Here is a 17,228-nt window from a genome sequence, read left to right as displayed (position 1 = left end):
CCGTGTCCAACCTAGGTCGCCAAGACCTCGCCCACTCATGGTGCGACTCTGGCTCGTGCAATGACAACCGGGTGGTCCGTTGTTCTGTGCACAAGTTGGTCTCGGTCCACCGTGTGGTCGCTGAACTGGATGCTGCTCGAACCAAGGATCCAGTCAATACCTGAACGGCGAGGGCGCGCGCAGGGCGAAGCGGTTCCGCCATTCGACGAGACGAGTCCTCCGACCGTCGCCAGGCGGCAAAAGGCCTCTCGGCGGTCATTGAGGTCGCCGGTCATAATCACGGGCGATCCATTGGACGACAAGCTTCGAGTGAGTGCGATCTCGCGGGTGACAGCAGCGTGTCGCCACCTGCCTTGATTCCTGAACTGCCCTGTGTCCGCAGGATTGTGGACGTTGAGAAAGGTGACGTCAGCCCCGCTGACTCGATCGCGCAACCGGATCACCGGCATGCGTCGAGCGTGTCCGTTGAAGTACGGAACGGAAATCGAGTCGGCGGCAACGAGTTCCCACCGCTCGCGCCGAAAGGCAATCCCGTTCTCGGGGGTCTCTCCCGGTGGATGCCAGACCGCGTAGGTTGCACCGGCCAGAGAGGCGAAGGCTTGGGCCTGCGGACGCTGAAACTCCTGCAGCCCCACCACGTCGACGTGGTACTGGTCGAGGATTCTGACGACACCGCGCGTTCGGGTGGGACCGGACGCCATGCCCGCGTTCTTGCCACCTCTCGCGGTGTGGCTCGAGCCGAGTGTGTTGAAGGTGGCCACTGTGAATGCTTCACCGTCACTGGCCCAGGAAGCGCTGCGCACCCCATGCCCAACTCCCCCATCACGACCGACGTGTTGGGACAGCCATGCGGACGGGTCAACCGAGTCTTGGTAGATGGAGCCCCCACGAGGGTGAACTTCAAAGTGCAAGTGACATCCGGTTGCGTTGCCGAGGTCCCCCACCTCGCCGATCTGTTGGCCGGCTCGCACGGTCTGGCCAGCGCTGACCATGAGCGCGCGCATGTGCGCGTACCAGGTGGTGAGCTGACCTGTACCAGTGCTGACCTGGACCAACCATCGGCCTGCCCACCCTTGGTTGGTGATCACGACGACCTTGCCATCCGTCGCGGCTAGCACGGGGGTGCCGCAAGCGACCGAGAAGTCGTCGCCTGTGTGCACGCTGGCCCAGTGTCCGCCTCGGCCTCCGAAGTTGCGGTTGTCGTGGTATCCAGATCCGGCCGGGAGCGGGAACACGACTTCACCGGGCGACGTCGCGGGCTCAGCACAGTCAAAAGCGACGACATCCTGCATAGTCGAACTGCCCGCGGATCCAGAGGTCCCGAGTAGTTGGCGTGCGAGCAGCTCGTCGTCGGCGTATGCGTCGGGAAAGGCGGATCCCTGCACTGTCTGCGCCGCCACGGTCACCGGTTCCGACTGCCATGCCGGCAAGGAAAGGAGGGCACGATAGAACTTCCGAGCTGCGATCGCGGGAGTCATCAACTGCTGCATGGTCCCCCACCACGGCCACTGCTGCTGGAACACACCGAGCGAGCCGTGATCGGTCCCAACCGCCTCGTGCGGCAGGCGAACGGACGCCGCGATACCCGACTGAATGGAGAGAAGGTCGCCACCCTTGCCGTCATTGGCGTAGTTGGTGAAACGCGACTCCTGGTTTGCCACGGCCAGTGCGATCACGATCCCCTGCGTAGGCACCCGCATGTGGATTCCTTCAGTGATGATCGCGCTGGCGTTGGCGAGCTGACTCGACGTCAGTCCGCCCACCCCTTGCGCCTCGATGCTCGGACCGGAGCCACCGTCACACGAACCGCTGTCGTCGCCTTGGAACGCTCCCATGACTCCGGCGACGACGAGCACGCCACAGATGATCAGCGCTAATGGCAGCATCAAGACCAGGGCAATCACGGCAACGCGTCGCACGGTCATGCCACCGCTCTGATCGAGCTCGTAGGTGTGTCACGCGGCGTCATCCGGAGCCTGCTCGGGTTCAGTCGGTCGATAGATGGGATAGACCTCCTCGCCGTCAACCCACTCCGGCTCGGTCGGCGGTAAAGGCTCCGACTGCATATCAGGCGGCTCTTCGTACGCCGGAGCAGTCTCGTGTGGACGACGATCGGTGCGGTGATCGTCCGTCGGCGGAGCTGGGGTGGCCCTCGTCATCGGAGACACGCGTCCGTCTCGACCTTGTCCGCCAGGGTCGGACGAGGGATTCGCGGCCGAAAGGGCGAGCGGCTCTGAGCGCACAGGCTGGGCATGTGCCGGGCCTGGGTGCGCCTCCGCCCGATCAGGCGCATCGCCTCCCTCATCATCCCCGTCGAGTGCTCCGGCCGTCGCGAGTGCTGCGACGTTGCCCGTGTAGGCGGCGGCTGCCTTCGCTCCGAGATTGACGAGCCCGCGCCGCGTGTTACGAGCGCTCGCGCCGACAGCACCCGCAGCATCGCCGAACGGGTCGGCCTTACGCGAAACCATCGAGGTGAGCCGTCGAAACGGCCTCAGGCCCACCCACATCACGAAGCTGAACAGCGGCAACAGTACGAGAGTGAGCCAGCCTGGGAGGTCACTAGCGGGATCAAGGATGAGTCCGAGGACGCGGATCGTGACTGCAGCTCCAATGCCAAAGACGACTGAGTTGACCAGGGCCGCGCCGACCGTTCGGCCGACGCCCAGCACGACCCCACGTCCAGCCGGGAACAGGCCGATCGTGGCAAAGGCAGGAAACATCATGACCGCAAGGCGCACGATCAGGAACGACCCAATCAGGAGCAACGCGGCCGCGAGTAAGAACGGAAGCGCCAGGAACGCAGCCATGAGGGCGAGTACGGCGTACCCGAAACGAGTCTCCGATCGCTGACCCGTCAAGAACTCATAAGCGGCGGGGTCCTCGGCCTTGATCGCGTCAGCCGTTTTGGCCCAGGCGTCCTGCTTCGTCTCGATGATCTTTTTGCCAACCCCCGAAGGATCCTTCTGCACGATGGCCGCCTCGCGCCATGTCAAAGCTTGCGACTTGAACAGCAGGGGGCCGTACTTGCGGGCAGTTCGACTATCGGTGGAGCCGAGAGTGCCGGCGAGCCAAGACCTGTAGAAGATCGACTCCTGCACGTTCGACGCGACGGCGACTCCCGGATCGACATCTGGGCCTGCGCTGCTGTCGCTACCTTGCATCCTCGAGACCACTGAACCGAGCGTCCCTGTGACACTGCTGTCGGCGAAGTGGCCAGCTGTCAGTGGCCAGCGGAAGATGGCCGTCGCGACAAGCACCACCAGCAGCGCCCAGCCGATCGAGGCAGCAGTCGTGGCCAGAGCCGATTTACGTGCAGTGAACAGGATCGCGATGCCCAGTAGGGCGATGACCACCGGAACCCACGACGCGAACAAGCTGTCGTGTAGTGCCGATGAGACTCGCTCAATCACCGGATCGAACACCCGGAGGAAGGTGGGATGCAATGCCGCGCGGGTGATCGACGAGGTTAGTGCCGAGAAGGCGATCGGCACGATCATGATCCAGTTGGCGATTGCCGTACCGATCACTGCGTCGGGATGACGGGCCAGATCCGGGCCGCAGCCGAGGTCATACGTATGCCACCGCAGGCCCGCGTAGCCATACTGCTCATAGATCGTCGTCTTGGAGTCCTTCGCGAACGGGTCCTCGTCCGGCGGCAGCTCACTCGGCGGACGGTCGAAGAAGGCCGCCAATCCGGAGGCGGGCATGTCCGGCGTCGGCGACTCCTTGCAGTCGAATCCAGGAAATCCGCGGACCTGAGCGGAGGCCGATGGTGCCACAACCAGCACCGCGAAGAGCGCGGTGAGCGCAGTCAGGACTGCAGCCGCGCGCGGCCTCATGCCACGGCCCCCTCGGCATCCGAGCGTTCAGGCATTGCGCGGCCTGCGGTGGTGTTGAGTACTTCAAGCAAGGCCGGATTCGCAGCGAGGTCGACCCTGACCTTGTCAACATGTCCTTCGACGTCGCGCATGACGAACTCGCGCATCGCTGCGCGGCCATCGGCGCCGACTCCGCGGCTGGCCGAGAGGCTGGCGAGTGCACGTTCGTAGCCAACGCCCGTTGGGACGCGCAGCATCCGTAGCCCGTCACGTGCTGCTTCCTCGTCCTCGAGGCGCCCCACGAAGGCGGCCGACATGAAGTTGGCGACGTCCATGCCGAGTACGTCGGCAGGATTCTGCGAGGCCGCCAACACACAGGTGTTCCACTTACGTGAGTCGCGGCCCAGACGCGTAAACAGCGCACGTCCGGCCGACCACTCCCCCAGGAAGTGCGTCTCGTCGAGGGCAACCAGTTTGCGCGATTGCATGGAGCGCCCGTAGACCGCTCGCGTGGCGAACCACGAGGCGAGGTGGAGCAACGGCACGGCAAGCTGTTCCGAGGTCGACCAGTGCTCCCTCGGCACCGACCGTGGAGGCAGCACCAGCCCTGGCATCGTCAAGACCGTCAGCGTTGCGCTGAGTCGCTCCCGCTCAGCGCCGGCCTTTGGAAAGAAGAGTCGTGACAGGGGCAGCTCGGCCATGTCCCGCAGGTAGTTGGCGACCACGCGACCGTGGGGATCCTTGTGTGTTTCCAGGTTGCCCACCACGTCCCACAACGAGGCGTTCCGATCACCCCGGGTGGCCCGCATCGCGTCCGAGAGCACGAGCGAGGTGGAGGGGATCGATTCAAGTGACGGCGGAAGCAGCATCTTGACCACATCGATCGCGAGCAGCTTCCTATCCTGGGCAGCGAGCACCTGGGCCTCGGCGTAGGCGTCCGCGTTCTTGTAGGCCGATTCGAAGGGCTCGGCGACGACCTCGAACGGGTTCAGGGTGCCCGACGCCGCCGTGGTGAGGTCCATGTGCTCGCTGTGCTGACGAAGCTCCGGCATCTGGGTCAACCGCGCCAACGGTCCTGAGGGATCAAGGACGACGGCCGGAATTCCGCGCCGCGCCGCTTCGTAGGTGATCTGACCCAGCAGGACACTCTTCCCGGCTCCGAGTCCGCCTACGACGGGGACGAGACCAGAGGTCTCCTTGTCTTCCGTAGCGAAGTGCGTGTCGAACATGACTGCTCGTCGCGAGGAACCTGCCGTGTAGCCAACGTACGGTCCCCGCCGGTCCCCCAGGGTGCTAGAGGCGGCGGGAACCCCAGCTGTCAGGTACAGCAGGGGGAGCCGGCGTCGGTAGGCCGACGTGGAGACCGGCTCTCCGGGGATGAACTCGCGCAGTAGGCCGTACTGACCTCTCGGGTGCTCGATCGCCACGCGTCGTCCGCGATACGAGGTCACCACCTTGCGGACGCGCTCGAGACACTCCACTTCTGTGCGGCCGGCGACGGCGATGCGGAACCAGCCGTGGACCCGGGCCGCGGCGACTTCTGCGCCGCGCGACATCTGGTCCTCGATCTCACGCGCCTGTCGAGCCTGTCTATCGAGTGCCAAAGGCTCGTCTAGGTCGTGTTCGCCGTAGTGTCGCTGCATATCCCGCACGACCAGCAATTTGCGCTGCACGGCCCGACGCGCATCGGTGCCGGACAGCACATCGAGCTGACACGACCACTCGACAGGGAATGGCAACCGGTCGGTGTGGGAGAGCCACGGATCGCGCGCGGGGTCAGGTGCGTCAATCTCTTCCACTCGACCCACGGACAGAACAGAGACGTGGCGCTGGACGTCTTGCTGCCCAACCCGTCCAGTGAGCTGCACAGTGCGTGCGAACGGCTGTGCCACGTAGTCGACCTGGTCCGTCAAACCGTGCAGATCGTCGAGCTCCCATACGCCCGAGTCGATGGGTGACAGTTCGACCGGTGCGGGCAGACCCATCCCCACGGACCGGCGCAGGAGCCATTCCATCTCGTCAGCTGTGGCGGGTCGCCCCTCGAGGCCGGGGAGTCCAAGACGCTCGATAACCCGCTCATGTATGGACAACAGCCGCGCGTGCTCGATGTTGCCCGGCCTACGCCACACAGCAGCGATGGCCCGGTGCGAGGGGGCACGCGTCGTCAAGCGCACACCGAGGAACACCTGCTTCTCGGCCATCGTCTGAGTCGCAAGGTGTCGCTGCATCGACACCATGTGCTCAGACCACGGCTCCACGCCGTGGGTATGCAGGGGCGAGGGAGTCAACTCATGCAGCCGCTGCGCCCAAGCCGCCGATGGGTAGGGCTTGTTCGTGACGCGGAGGTGCAGCCGGTGCCCAGTGAGCCAGGCCAACGCATCCCCGGCACCGAACAACAGTTGCTCCCGCTGAGTATCGGAGCGAAATGCCCACGGCTGAGTGGGCAGTACGAACCATGCCCAAGCCTCGTGCGCGGTGAAGCACAGGTTGTCTTCGATATTTCGTAGTGCCAGTCGGGACGGGGTGACCGGATCGGAGACACGCTTTCGAAGCCGCATCACGAAGCACCCCTCTCCGCCACCCCGCGTACCCGGACCGTGCCAGCGTCGAGCCGCCGCGGTCGCTCCTTCTTGGGCCGCCTTGGAGCACGCAGTTCGTTGCGCATCAGTTGGAACACGCTGCCAACTGGGCGGTCATGATCGATGACGCCAGTCAGGGCGTACGTCGCGAGCACCGACAGCACGAGCTCCCAAACGGGAGGCACACTTACGTGCATCGGCAACAACGCCTCCGCGAGGAGGATCGAGACGAATAGCACCAGCCAGATGCCGTACGCCGAGTAGCGAGCCGTCCAGGGCAGGGTCATTCCGCGGGGGCCTAGCCACACCGCATCGACTCGGTAGATCTCGTCATCAGGACGTAGCAACATGGCTCAGCCCTTGAAGATGAAGGACGCGATGTTACCGGCGAAACCGTAGAACAGAGCAGCGCCTGCGATGAGCGCGCAGCCGAGCATCACGTTGGTGATCGTCATCGCGTTCTGCGACATCTGGCCCTTGCGAGCGCCAGCGATGATCCCGATGCCGACAAAGAGCAACAGGATCGGGATGATGTTCTTAACGCCCCACTCCACGATGCCCGTGGAGTTGAACTTCGGGTCGAGCACGATCAGTTGAGAAATTGCGTGCAGCATGTCAACTACCTCCCCTTGAGCCCGAGTGAGAAGCAGCAGCCAGCGCCGCCTAGCCCGAGCACGGATGACCTGTTACCAACGACGATGCGCCTCGTGGCGCCGAAGGGATCCCGCATGAATCTGCGTTGCAGAAACTCGCGGCTCTGTGATGGCGTTGCACCCGCAACTCCGTGGTCGCTCGTCATGTATCTAGATGAGCATCGCCCGAGTACACGCGGGCACCCCAAGGTTCCGATCTGTGGATAACTCATGACTCGGAGTCGGCAGCAATGACAGCGGGGACCCGATCAGCCCCTCACACCCGGCGCGCACGAGGCGGCCCGACGCAATGGCACTTGGACGAGGCACGCTCGTTGCTGCTGGCCAGGCACGGCTACCTCTTCACCGCGGCCCTGTCCGAGGCCGAGCGCCGTCAGCTGCACGAGACGAGTGCGGTCAGCATCCCTTTCCTGGGCCGATCCTCGCTGCTGGTCACCGGCGACGACGGTGTCAGGCTCTTCTACGACGAGTCGCGCATCATGCGGCACAAGGCGGTCCCGGCCCCGATCGCCACCTCGCTGTTCGGCGCCGGTGCCGTGCACGGGCTCGATGACCAGGAGCATCGTCACCGCAAGCAGCTGTTCCTGCACGCGCTGCGGCAGGACGAGCTCGACCGGCTGGTCCCCATCGCGGTACGCCGGTGGCGCGTGCAGATGGATCAGTGGCGTAGGTCGGGCTCGGGCGCGGTGTTCCCCTCCGCAGTGGCGGCGTTTGCCGGCACCATCATCGAGTGGGCCGGTGTCGAGGAGTCCGAGACCGAGATGGTCCAGCACGGCCAGTGGCTGGCCGACATCGTCGACGGGTTCGGCGTGGTCGGGCCGGCCTATGCCAAGGCAGCGGTTGCGCGCAGGCGGTGCAACTCCTGGGCCACCCAGCTGGTGCGCCGACAGCGCGAGCACCAGGCCGCGTCGGCCGAGTCGTGGCTGGGTCAGGTCGCGAGCTTCGTCGACGCCGACGGCCAGCCGCTGCCAGAACGCACGGCCGCGGTCGAGCTGCTCAACATCCTGCGGCCCGCGGTCGCGGTCTCGTGGCTGGCGACGTTCGCTGCCCTGGCCCTGACCGAGCACCCCGAGTGGCGTGAGCGCCTCGACGAGGAAGATCCGGCCGGACCGCAGCCGCTCGCCGAGGCATTCGCGCATGAAGTACGCCGCTACTACCCGTTCGTGCCAGTGCTCGCCGGACGGGCCCGGCACGAGCTCGACTTCGCCGGGCAGCACATCGGTGCCGGCCACCGCGTTATCCTCGACGTCTACGGCACGAACCATGGACGAGAGTGGACGGACCCCTGGGCCTTCGACCCGAGCCGGTTCCTCGGCCTCGACCCGTGCGACGTCCCCCACTTCGTACCGCAGGGCGGAGGTCCGCGCGAGAGCGGCCACCGATGCCCGGGCGAGGGGGTGGCCAACGCCCTGGTCGCCGTGGCCGTGTCCGAGCTCGCATCGCTCAGCCCGGAACCGCCGCTCCAGGACGCGGGGTACTCCATGCGCCGGATGCCCACGCGGCCGGACAGCGGCATAGAGCTGGTCCCATGAACCCGGTCGACAACCCAGTGGACAACCCGTGGGTGTGGCCCGCGCCGCGTCGCTAGGCGCCTCTGGCGCCATGGTTCGCGATAGGTGCAGGTAGCGTTTCGGCGTGGTCGGGGCAGGTTCGGTATTGGTCGACTACCGCGAACGTGGTAGTTCGATCCCGGATGCTCTGAAGGCTGCTGGCCTTGATTTACAGCTGACCGATCTGCCGGTGGGCGACTACGTGCTCGGGGGGTATGTCGCTCTGGTCGACCGTGAGTTCGCGGACGGGTGGCGTGGTGCACGGCGCGGCGATGTGCTCCGCGACCATGCGGGCTGCGACGTCGCGGACCTCTGGGCGCTCTCCACGATGGTTCGCGAAGCGTGGTCGGGCCACCGGTGGGGTCGGCGATGACCGCAGCGATGCGCTCGGCGACGGTGAGGTGCATCCGGTTGGAAATCGAGACGCCAGCGTCGGCCGGGACCTCGGCGTCGATCTCCCGCAACCGGTCGATGACGCCGCTGACCGTCGTCACCAGGTCCACAGATTGAATATCGCGTGCCGCCATCGTCCTGTTCCCGCCAGAGCCCATGGCACCAATAAACCGTCGAGCGAGCTCGGTTAAAACGCGCGCCTTACCGCTGCGTTCAGGACGCACGCCCGGGTGAGCGCCCGCATCCGGTTGATCCGTCGGTTCCCGCCACGTGAGAGCCGGCGCCGGACGTGGTCACCGGCAGGAGGCATGTCGACGGGCGCGTCGATGCGTACGGCGATGTCGCTTGGCCGCGGTGAGCATCCGAGCTCGCGCCACAGGTCGTCGCTGGCGCGGTTGATCTGCGGTTGTAGTTCCTGGATGCGGCGGGTCGGTCGAATCATCCAGGCATGGTCGCGGAAGTACTTGCGGACCTCACCGCGCATGTTCGGGACGGCGAAGCCGGCGAAAGCGGTCCCGCGGGTGGGGTCGAACCGGTGTGCGGCGCGCGTCAGGGCGGTGTACGCCACCTGGCGTAGGTCCTCGGTAGCTACACCCCGTCCGGTGTAACGGGACACGACGGCGTCGGCCATGGCCATGTTGAGCACGATGATCTCCTCCAGGAGGCCGCGCTGCTCTTCGACATCCTCGGTGGTGCAGACGCGGTGGAACAGCTCCCGGGTCTGTTGTCCACATTGGTCGATGCCTGTGGTCATGCTGGCAGTGGCAGTGTTCGCAACGGCGTTTGAAGGGGTGGGGACCGACGACATCGTCAAGTCGCTTCCTGTGTGGACTACGCGCCGCTTTGGTTCAACGCCGCGAGATACAACACGCCCCGCTTGGTGCGCAGGTGTTCATCTCATGCCCACCTACCGGGGAGCTCAAACACGCAACGTCTCGCCCGCGGCCACCTGGCCGCCACTGGGGGCGGGGCGCGCCGGCGGACTGGCCGCTCGATCCCGGTAGCGCAGTGCGGCTCACCCCCTTGCCTGGGCTCACCCCAGGTCCTCGACGATTTGGCTGTCCCGGACTGCGAGCCCTCGATGTGCGAAGCATGCCCCGGTGATCATCGTTCTCGTCCGAGCGCTAAACGCACGCGTCGCCAGCCGATTCTTGATCATTCGTAGTTGTTGTGGGCGGGGTTCTAGGCGGTTGTGCGCAGGCCATGGTGGGCGAGCGCCACGGCGCCCGCGAGAAAGCATGTGCCCGCGCTCAGGGCGAGCAGCAAGTGGGCGTTGTGGGGGGCGAGCGCCACCGCACCACATGCAGCTCCCAGCGGCGTGGCCGTAGCCAGAAGAGAGCGCTGCAAACCGAAGACTGCGCCGTGCTGGGCTGGATCGACCCATCGCTGCAGAGCGGTGGTTTCGACCGTGGTGTACGGACCCCAGATAACTCCCCCGAACAAGAACAGGGCTGCCGCGACTCTGAGATCGTCAACAAACAGCAGCGGCAGCATGGCCGCGCCCCAGGCCGCGGCACCGACCGCATTGACGAGACCGGGACGGCGACGGGCAAGAAGCGGCGCGAGCGGCAGGGTGGCCACGGCGCCGAGACCGAACAGAGTCCAGAGCCAGCCATAAGTTGCCGCGCCACCGCCCAGGCTCTCGCGCACGAAACTAGGCGTTACGGTCTCGAAGGGCCCGTAGACGAAGTAGTAGACAGTCGACAACGCGATCAAAGCGACCACCTTCGAGGGCAGCATCCGGATCCTGATAGTGCTCGGTCCCTGACGCCCGGTAAGTTGCGGGAGCACGCCCGCTTGAGGGCCACTCGGCAGACGCCCGGCGAACATCAGGGCAATCCCGAACAACACGACGGGAATCGTCAGACTGGGTGCTGTTCCCAATAGGGTGAGCGAGGGGCCGACCAGTGCTGCGCTGAGCAACAGCGGCAACTGGTCGCTGATCGCGACGACTGCGTTGGCTCTGCCGAGCTTCTCCACCGGGACCATCCGCGGGACCAGCCAACGGACTCCTGCATACGTCGCCGGGGACAGCGCACCGCACATCCCACCAAGCAGGAGTACTGGTACGAGAGGTACCTCGCCGGCATACAGCGACAGGACGAGTAGCGCGACGAGGAGTAGGCCACGGAGGGAGACGTCGGCAAGGATCATGGGGCGGGCGCCCCACCGGTCGACGCCGCGACCGACCGGCACCCCGAGCAACAGAATGGGCAATCGCAGGGCCACAACCACGAGAGCAGTCTCGATGCCGGACCATCCCTGTGGCGCGGCGATCCAAACCAGTAGAAGCATCACGTAGTTGTCGGCAGAGGCTGCGAGGAAGGCCACCATGCCCGCTACGCGGACCGCCGAGGGTATCCGCCAACCGGTGCGATCAGCTCCTAACCGGACCTCGGTCATCTCGACTCGTCGGAGACGCTGAGATCGACCGGGCAGTCGGTGCCGCACGCCGGCCACGTGCAGGAGCCGCACGCAGCGTCCGCGGTCCGTCGGTCACGTGGCGTTGTTTGTAGCGCGACGCGGATCGCCGATAGGAACTGGTCGCACTGCTCTGCAGAAAGTCCTGCCAGCAGGTCGTCCACCGACCTATCCCGTGCCCCGGCCCATGCCTTCAGCAGGCCTGCTCCCGCAGCCGTCAACCGCAAGGGAACAGTGCGGCCAGGAATCAGGACGCGTTCGACCAGACCACGGGCGGTCAACCGGTCGACAAGCCGGACCGTCCCGGATTGAGTGAGCCCGATCCGTTGGCGCAGCCAGTCCATCGTGCACCCCTCGTGCTCGGAGGCGAGCGTGAGTGCGGCAAGTTCGCGAGGGTCGAGCCCGAGCTCAGAGCGTGCCTCATCAACGGCGCCGTGCACGGTATTCGCCCAGGCCAACACGGCATTCGACGTATGCATGATTCATGCATACATAGGGTGACTGTGCTTGTCAACCCGCTCGTCGGGTCCGAGCGTCCGACGGTCACGAGCCAGCCGCTCGGACTGGAACCAGTCAGCAGCACCAGCCACGGACCGGACGTCGAGACCGTCCTGCGCCGTGTCAGGCCTGAGCGAAGCCGGACATTGGGAGGCAGCCGAGGACGCCGGCTGGTCAGGGACGACGTGGTGGTCGTCTGTTCGCGCGATCGAGGCAATGGATCCTTCGAGAGATGCGGCTCGCACGGTAGCCAGGCGCTGTTGCGCGCCGGAGAACGCCTCACGCGTGCTGCCCCTAGGAATGAGTCGACCACGACGAAGGCGGCGGCTCGAAACGACTCGGTTGAGGCCGAGCGGATCGCCCACGACGCGCATCGATCCCCACAGGCGCCCGATGCGATCGCGCCATGAGCGACTGTAAGCCTCCGGGGTGCTTGCTTCGGCCCGCTCAGGCTTGGTCATCCCGGGTGAACCCGCGTGGCCCGTTGGGGCGATCTCGCAGTCGTCTCCCAATTGGGACTGTGCGCTGTCGCCCAGTCACTACGGGAACAAAAAGCCGCCTGCGGCTTGGTCGCTCTTGGTCATGAACCCTCCGGAACTGCCGCATAGCGTTAGCGCGGCCGCAGCGCACGCTATGCGGCATGTCCGGATGGCCGCGGCGCGGGCTATCTGCGGCAGATGAGTAGGTGAGACTTACTCGACCCGATCGAGCCTGCGCGTGTGGCGCGGAAGATGCGCCGACCCCTAGCCAGTCATCAGCGCAGCTCGCGGGGTTGAGTGGCTCTGGATTTACATCTCAGCAGTCAGCAGGAGACCGCCCTTGGGGCGGGTGTTGGCCTCTGCTACCAAGGCGGTGGTATGACGCGCTCTTCGCGGGTGATCCGGATGCGTTCAGTCGGGGCGTCAATTAGGTTGTCCCGGTGCAGGATCCTCGCCCGCGGCTATTCGAGTCCTCGGTGCGCGTCGACAAGGCTCCCAAGAGTCATCTCGAGACGTCGTACCAGTTCTTCGACCGCATAGCTGGCGACTACTGGCAACAGGTTCGAGACCTCATGCAGACCTGGCTCGACCGTGTGGAGATCGATCGTGACTATCGTGACCTTCGCGGGCGCCTGGCAGCCGACGATGCGGCCCACTACTCGGCTTTCCTAGAGCTTTACCTGCATGAGCTGTTCTGCCGAGCTGGCTACACGGTGCACATTCATCCCAGTGTGGCCGGCAGTCCGCGGCGCCCCGATTTCCTCATCGAGGGGCACGGTGAGTCCTTCTACGTTGAGGCGACGATGCCAGGACCTCAGCGCGCCGCTCAGGGACGTAGTCAGCGACGTTCCGCCTTCCTCGACACCCTGCAATCGTGTCGCAACCGCAACTTCTTCCTGTCCCTCGATCGTTTGATCGTCGGCCCTGAACCCGCAAAGGGTGCGGCCGCTCGACGCGTGATCGACGCTTGGCTCAACACGCTCGACCCGGACCAAGTCCACTACGACGGACCCAACCGAGAATCGTTCGTCTGGGAACGTGACGGCTGGGAGGCAGAGTTCTCGGCCATCCCTATCTCAAAGGAGCATCGCGGCCGCCCCGATCATCGGGCGCTCGGTGTCTACGCCGACGGCGACGTCGAGTGGATCGATAACGCGCCCAGCATGCAGTCAGCTCTGCGATCGAAGGCCAACGCCTACGGCGATACCGGTCATCCCCTCATCGTCGCCCTTGGCACCTACATCTGGGACCGCGACCGCTGGCACGCGACTAACGCGCTCTACGGACGGGCGGGGGTGACGTGGTGGGAAAACGGAAAGGGGGAAGTGCACACCACTGAGGTTCGCCAACCGGATGGCTACTTCGGGATCCCACCAGACTGGGCCAACGCATCGGTTGCCGCTGTGTTGCACGTGAATCAACTCCAGCCGCACCACCTGCACAGCGCCGAGGTAACGCTGTGGCCCCATCCGACTCAACAAGACCGTCTGGACGGGTTGGCCAACAGAATCCCCGCCACCACGGTCACTGCAGACGACAGCCGGCTAGCGGCCACGAATGCACCCGTGGATCCATTCAAGTACTTCGACCTTCCTGACCCCTGGCCAGCGGGTGAGGCGTTTCCCGTCGATTGAACGCGACCAACTTGATCCCGTCACTTGGCTAGGTCTCTGCAGAACGGTGCGTCCAGCACGCGGCGGAAAGACGTGGGTCCTGAAGGGCACTCATCGCGGCAGATCCGGTCGGTTGAGCCTTAACCCAGGATCGCGACTTCGATACAGATCAGGATGATCGTCAGTACGCCCGTGATCACCACCAGGGGCCGGGCGACCTTGTGCCAGACGTCCGAGCGCAGCCAGTCGTCGATCACCACTCGGTACGCGTCAATCCGTGAGCCGCGTTTGGGCGGTTGCTTTCTCGCCTTCGGCCCATGCAGATTCCAGCGCCGCTGTCACGGTTCGGAAGCCGACGCCGTGCTTGCGCTGCAGCGCCCGGTTGGACATTCCAGATCGGGCATCCCGTCGGATGGCCGCGTACAGGTCGACCCGCGAACGCGCCTGCGTCATCGGTGGCACTCCTGACGTGAGCACGCCGTGGGCACGGCTTTCGGCACCGGGCCACCGCCCCGGAAACGGTGACCGCATGCGACCACAGCCCGGAATCACTGGCCCTGCCGAGGTGCCTGGTCATGTGCTGTGCAGGGCTTCGGTGGGCGGTACTGAGTCGGCCCGGAGTGCGGGGTACGACCGACGACGGAGCCGATGAGCAGCGAGTAGGCCAGGTCGAGTCCCACTGAAGCCCAGGTCAGTACGACGGCCCGGCCTTGCGTGGTGACGAAGACGTTGGTGACGAGCTCGCCCAGGATTAGGCCTGTGATGCCGCCGACGACATCCACCTCGACACTATCTGTCCGCCCCGTGTCCCTGGCGCGACGAAGATCTGCTTGCGCGGTGCCTAATCGTCTTCCCGCAACACCTCGCGGACCCCTCGGTGTTCGCTGCTGAAGAACCGTAGCAACAGCGGGCCGACGATCTGTGGGTCGACGACGTGATCCGGCCCCTCGAGGGTCTCCCGTTGAGCGTGGGGTAGGAGGTCTGCAAGCTCGTCGGCTGCGCGGTCGAAGAAGTCCGAGGGCAGGCCTGCCATGTAGGGGACCGTGATCGGTCCTCCGGTGGTGACCAGGACCGGTTGGGTGACCGTTGCCAGTCGATCGGCCGGCAACTGGTAGTGGTTGAGGAAGAGGCTGTCGTGGACCAGCGTGGGCGCGAGGGCGACCGAATCCGCCCAATGCGCCGTCTGCTTGCCTGCCGCTTTCCTGGCCGCGACGTTGTCGTCGGAGGCGCCGGTCATGCGCATGAACAGTTCGAGAACCTCCTCGTCTCGCCCGGCGTCGAAGGCGCGTCGGGTGTCCGCGACGTACTCCTCGAATCGCGGGCGTATGTCGTCCCCGACCGCGTAGGGCACCTCCCACACGGCGATCGTGTCGATGGCTGACCCGGCCGCGGCGGCTTCCAGCGCCAGAGCGCCACCAGAGGACGCCCCGAACAGGTGTGCCGAGCCGCCCGCCTCCGCGATCAACGCATCCAGGTCCTCGATCTCCCTTTCCACGGCGTAGGGCTCGGTGAAGCCGCTCGCGCCGCGTCCCCGACGGGCAAAGTTGTAAACCGTGAAGTGCTCGGCGAGAGCAGGTATCACGGGAGCGTTCTCGGCTCCGTCGTCCTGTGCGCCGCCTACCAGGACGACAGCCGGGCCCCTTCCGTTCCGGTCGTAGGCGATGGTGGTGCCATCGTTTGATGTCACGCGAAAGGCCATCTCGTTCATCTCACATCTCCGTTCGAGAGGTTTGTCTCAGCGCCTGAGCAGCGTGCCGACGACGGCGTCGGTGCGTGACCACCGCGCCCTTGCGATCACGGCCGCCACGGCGAGAAGGGCGAGCGGCAGCCAAGGGCTCTGCTCGAGCACGAACTGATCGGTGATGACAGCACCGGTCAGCAATGCCGCCAACCCCAGACTGGCCAGGCCCGCCAGAGCTGGGATCAGAAGTCCAACCCCTCCCGCGACCTCCAGCGCTCCGACCAGGTACCGGAGCCACTGGCCAGCCCCGATGTCGGCGAACATGTCCACCATGACCGGGTCGCCGGCGAACTTCGAGATTCCGCCGCCGGCGATGATCGCCGCCAGCACGACTTGCAGAATCCAGACCCCGATGCTGCTCGCCCGCCCGGGCGTGTGCGCAACGGTTTCCGAGTTGTTCTTGAGGATGGTGCTCATTCGGCTCTCCTTGCCGTGTCCGGGCCTGGCCGACTAGTCAAGTTTGGTTACTGGGCCAAAGTACGCGAGGAGGAGCGTCTAGTCAAGATTGATTAGGGGACCGTTCGCCACGAACCCGGATCATCGGCCATGGTGTAGGCGCCCTCAGCCAGTCGTTTGCTCAGGCTCTTCGCCCACTCCAGTTCGGTGCGTGCATGTCCCGCCCACAGTTCGGCCTGATCGCGGACGTGTTCGGGAATGTCGGGGTTCGGGTGCTCCCGCCACTTGGCCTGCTCTACGAGCTCCGCTTCCAGGCGCGCGACCCGCTCGTTGACGTGCGCGATGGCATCTGTCCTGGTCAGCATGGGCAACATGGCGATCGACGCGTTGAGCATGGTGGGGTCATGGGTGCGCCGCAGACCGTCGCGGACCAGTTCGACTATCTCGTCACGTCCCCGAGCTGTCACGCGGTACAGAACGCGCTCCGGCCCGGAGTTGCCCGGCTCGGCGTGTTCGGTGAGGAAACCGTCAGCCGCCGCCTTCTTCAGCGCGTGATAAATCGAGCCGGGCTTGATCTTGGCCCAAATCTCCGCACGCCAGCTCTGCAGCTCGGACCGCACCTGGTAGCCATGCGCGCCGCCGGAGAGGTGCACGATACCGAGTGCCAGGAGCTTCGTCGCCGACATGCGCCCACCTCCGCTCAATCTGCTCGGACTCGCTCCGCTTGCGCGCCCGCCAGCGTGGTGTCAACTCCCACCAACACTAGGGTGCCCTCCTGGTCCGGGTGGTGTCAGCACTGACCTACAAACGTGCTGGTGGAGACCTCCAAAGCCACCCGCTGGCCAATCGCTGAGGACTGGTGAGCCAGTGGTGAGCCAATCAACATGAGGCTCCGCACGGCGAACTGAGAAAGCCCGCGTCTACGCAGGTCAGGAGAGAGTTCTCGGAGCCGCCTGTCGGAATCGAACCGACGACCTTACGCCTTGGGATAGGCATGGCGCCGGGCCAATCTCGGCCTGACCTGCGGCTTTGCTGATCACGGCCCGCCCACTCCAGCGCACTGCGACGCACTACGACGCAGGGTTCG

General features: G+C 65.5%; 16 protein-coding genes. 3 read left to right on the top strand and 13 right to left on the bottom strand.

The window, feature by feature from the left end; all coding sequences use genetic code 11:
* Nucleotides 1–35: 35 nt before the first annotated feature.
* The 5 genes from H976_RS29175 to H976_RS27655 form a co-directional block, all read right to left on the bottom strand.
* Entirely contained in the window at nt 36–1,925 is a 1,890-nt protein-coding gene (locus tag H976_RS29175) for a peptidoglycan DD-metalloendopeptidase family protein (RefSeq protein ID WP_081683088.1), read from the bottom strand.
* A 30-nt stretch (nt 1,926–1,955) separates the two neighbouring features.
* A complete protein-coding gene (locus tag H976_RS0120550) occupies nt 1,956–3,839 on the bottom strand; it encodes a hypothetical protein (protein ID WP_155918582.1) in 1,884 nt (627 codons plus the stop codon).
* Nucleotides 3,836–6,376: an ATP-binding protein gene (locus H976_RS27665; RefSeq protein ID WP_155918579.1), complete on the bottom strand. Its 2,541-nt coding sequence runs from the start codon at nt 6,374–6,376 to the stop codon at nt 3,836–3,838. Before H976_RS27665 ends, H976_RS0120550 begins: the two co-directional genes overlap by 4 nt.
* Nucleotides 6,376–6,684 carry a hypothetical protein gene (locus H976_RS27660; RefSeq protein WP_051277195.1) on the bottom strand — a complete coding sequence of 103 codons (309 nt, stop codon included), beginning with the start codon at nt 6,682–6,684 and terminating at the stop codon, nt 6,376–6,378. The genes H976_RS27665 and H976_RS27660 overlap by 1 nt, the downstream gene beginning before the upstream one ends.
* 66 nt (nt 6,685–6,750) lie before the next feature.
* Entirely contained in the window at nt 6,751–7,011 is a 261-nt protein-coding gene (locus H976_RS27655; protein ID WP_036227614.1) for a hypothetical protein, read from the bottom strand.
* Between the two features lie 335 nt (nt 7,012–7,346).
* On the opposite strand from H976_RS27655, the gene H976_RS27650 reads away from it, so the two are divergent.
* Together H976_RS27650 and H976_RS30180 are read left to right on the top strand one after the other, a co-directional pair.
* Entirely contained in the window at nt 7,347–8,582 is a 1,236-nt protein-coding gene (locus H976_RS27650) for a cytochrome P450 (protein ID WP_051277193.1), read from the top strand.
* Between the two features lie 103 nt (nt 8,583–8,685).
* Complete coding sequence (locus H976_RS30180) at nt 8,686–8,973, top strand: hypothetical protein (RefSeq protein WP_155918576.1); 288 nt, start codon at nt 8,686–8,688, stop codon at nt 8,971–8,973.
* A gap of 207 nt (nt 8,974–9,180) precedes the next feature.
* On the opposite strand, the gene H976_RS29170 is transcribed toward H976_RS30180, so the two are convergent.
* From H976_RS29170 to H976_RS29730, 3 genes are all read right to left on the bottom strand, one after another.
* Nucleotides 9,181–9,747, bottom strand: coding sequence for a sigma factor (locus H976_RS29170; protein ID WP_051277191.1), 567 nt, complete (start codon nt 9,745–9,747; stop codon nt 9,181–9,183).
* A 428-nt stretch (nt 9,748–10,175) separates the two neighbouring features.
* Nucleotides 10,176–11,396, bottom strand: a complete 1,221-nt coding sequence (locus H976_RS0120510) for an MFS transporter (RefSeq protein WP_027863057.1) — start codon at nt 11,394–11,396, stop codon at nt 10,176–10,178.
* On the bottom strand, nt 11,393–11,893 hold the full coding sequence (locus H976_RS29730) for a MarR family winged helix-turn-helix transcriptional regulator (protein ID WP_081683084.1): 501 nt from the start codon (nt 11,891–11,893) through the stop codon (nt 11,393–11,395). The genes H976_RS0120510 and H976_RS29730 overlap by 4 nt, the downstream gene beginning before the upstream one ends.
* Before the next feature lie 974 nt (nt 11,894–12,867).
* On the opposite strand from H976_RS29730, the gene H976_RS0120505 reads away from it, so the two are divergent.
* Entirely contained in the window at nt 12,868–14,025 is a 1,158-nt protein-coding gene (locus H976_RS0120505; protein WP_027863056.1) for a hypothetical protein, read from the top strand.
* A 249-nt stretch (nt 14,026–14,274) separates the two neighbouring features.
* Here H976_RS0120505 and H976_RS29725 read toward each other — a convergent pair whose 3' ends face one another.
* The 5 genes from H976_RS29725 to H976_RS0120480 all read right to left on the bottom strand — a co-directional run bounded on the left by H976_RS29725 (nt 14,275) and on the right by H976_RS0120480 (nt 16,827).
* Nucleotides 14,275–14,457, bottom strand: coding sequence for a hypothetical protein (locus H976_RS29725; RefSeq protein WP_196804166.1), 183 nt, complete (start codon nt 14,455–14,457; stop codon nt 14,275–14,277).
* Nucleotides 14,458–14,552: 95 nt separating this feature from the next.
* Nucleotides 14,553–14,786 carry a hypothetical protein gene (locus H976_RS0120495; protein ID WP_027863055.1) on the bottom strand — a complete coding sequence of 78 codons (234 nt, stop codon included), beginning with the start codon at nt 14,784–14,786 and terminating at the stop codon, nt 14,553–14,555.
* Between the two features lie 59 nt (nt 14,787–14,845).
* A complete protein-coding gene (locus H976_RS27640) occupies nt 14,846–15,712 on the bottom strand; it encodes an alpha/beta fold hydrolase (RefSeq protein ID WP_036227612.1) in 867 nt (288 codons plus the stop codon).
* 27 nt (nt 15,713–15,739) lie between these two features.
* Nucleotides 15,740–16,162: a DoxX family protein gene (locus H976_RS0120485; protein WP_027863054.1), complete on the bottom strand. Its 423-nt coding sequence runs from the start codon at nt 16,160–16,162 to the stop codon at nt 15,740–15,742.
* Nucleotides 16,163–16,254: 92 nt separating this feature from the next.
* Nucleotides 16,255–16,827: a PadR family transcriptional regulator gene (locus H976_RS0120480; protein ID WP_027863053.1), complete on the bottom strand. Its 573-nt coding sequence runs from the start codon at nt 16,825–16,827 to the stop codon at nt 16,255–16,257.
* Between the last annotated feature and the right edge of the window lie 401 nt (nt 16,828–17,228).

Origin of the sequence: Marmoricola sp. URHB0036 (genome assembly GCF_000426045.1) — a bacterium.
Lineage (GTDB): Bacteria > Actinomycetota > Actinomycetes > Propionibacteriales > Nocardioidaceae > Marmoricola.
This window is presented reverse-complemented; position numbering and strand designations above follow the sequence as displayed.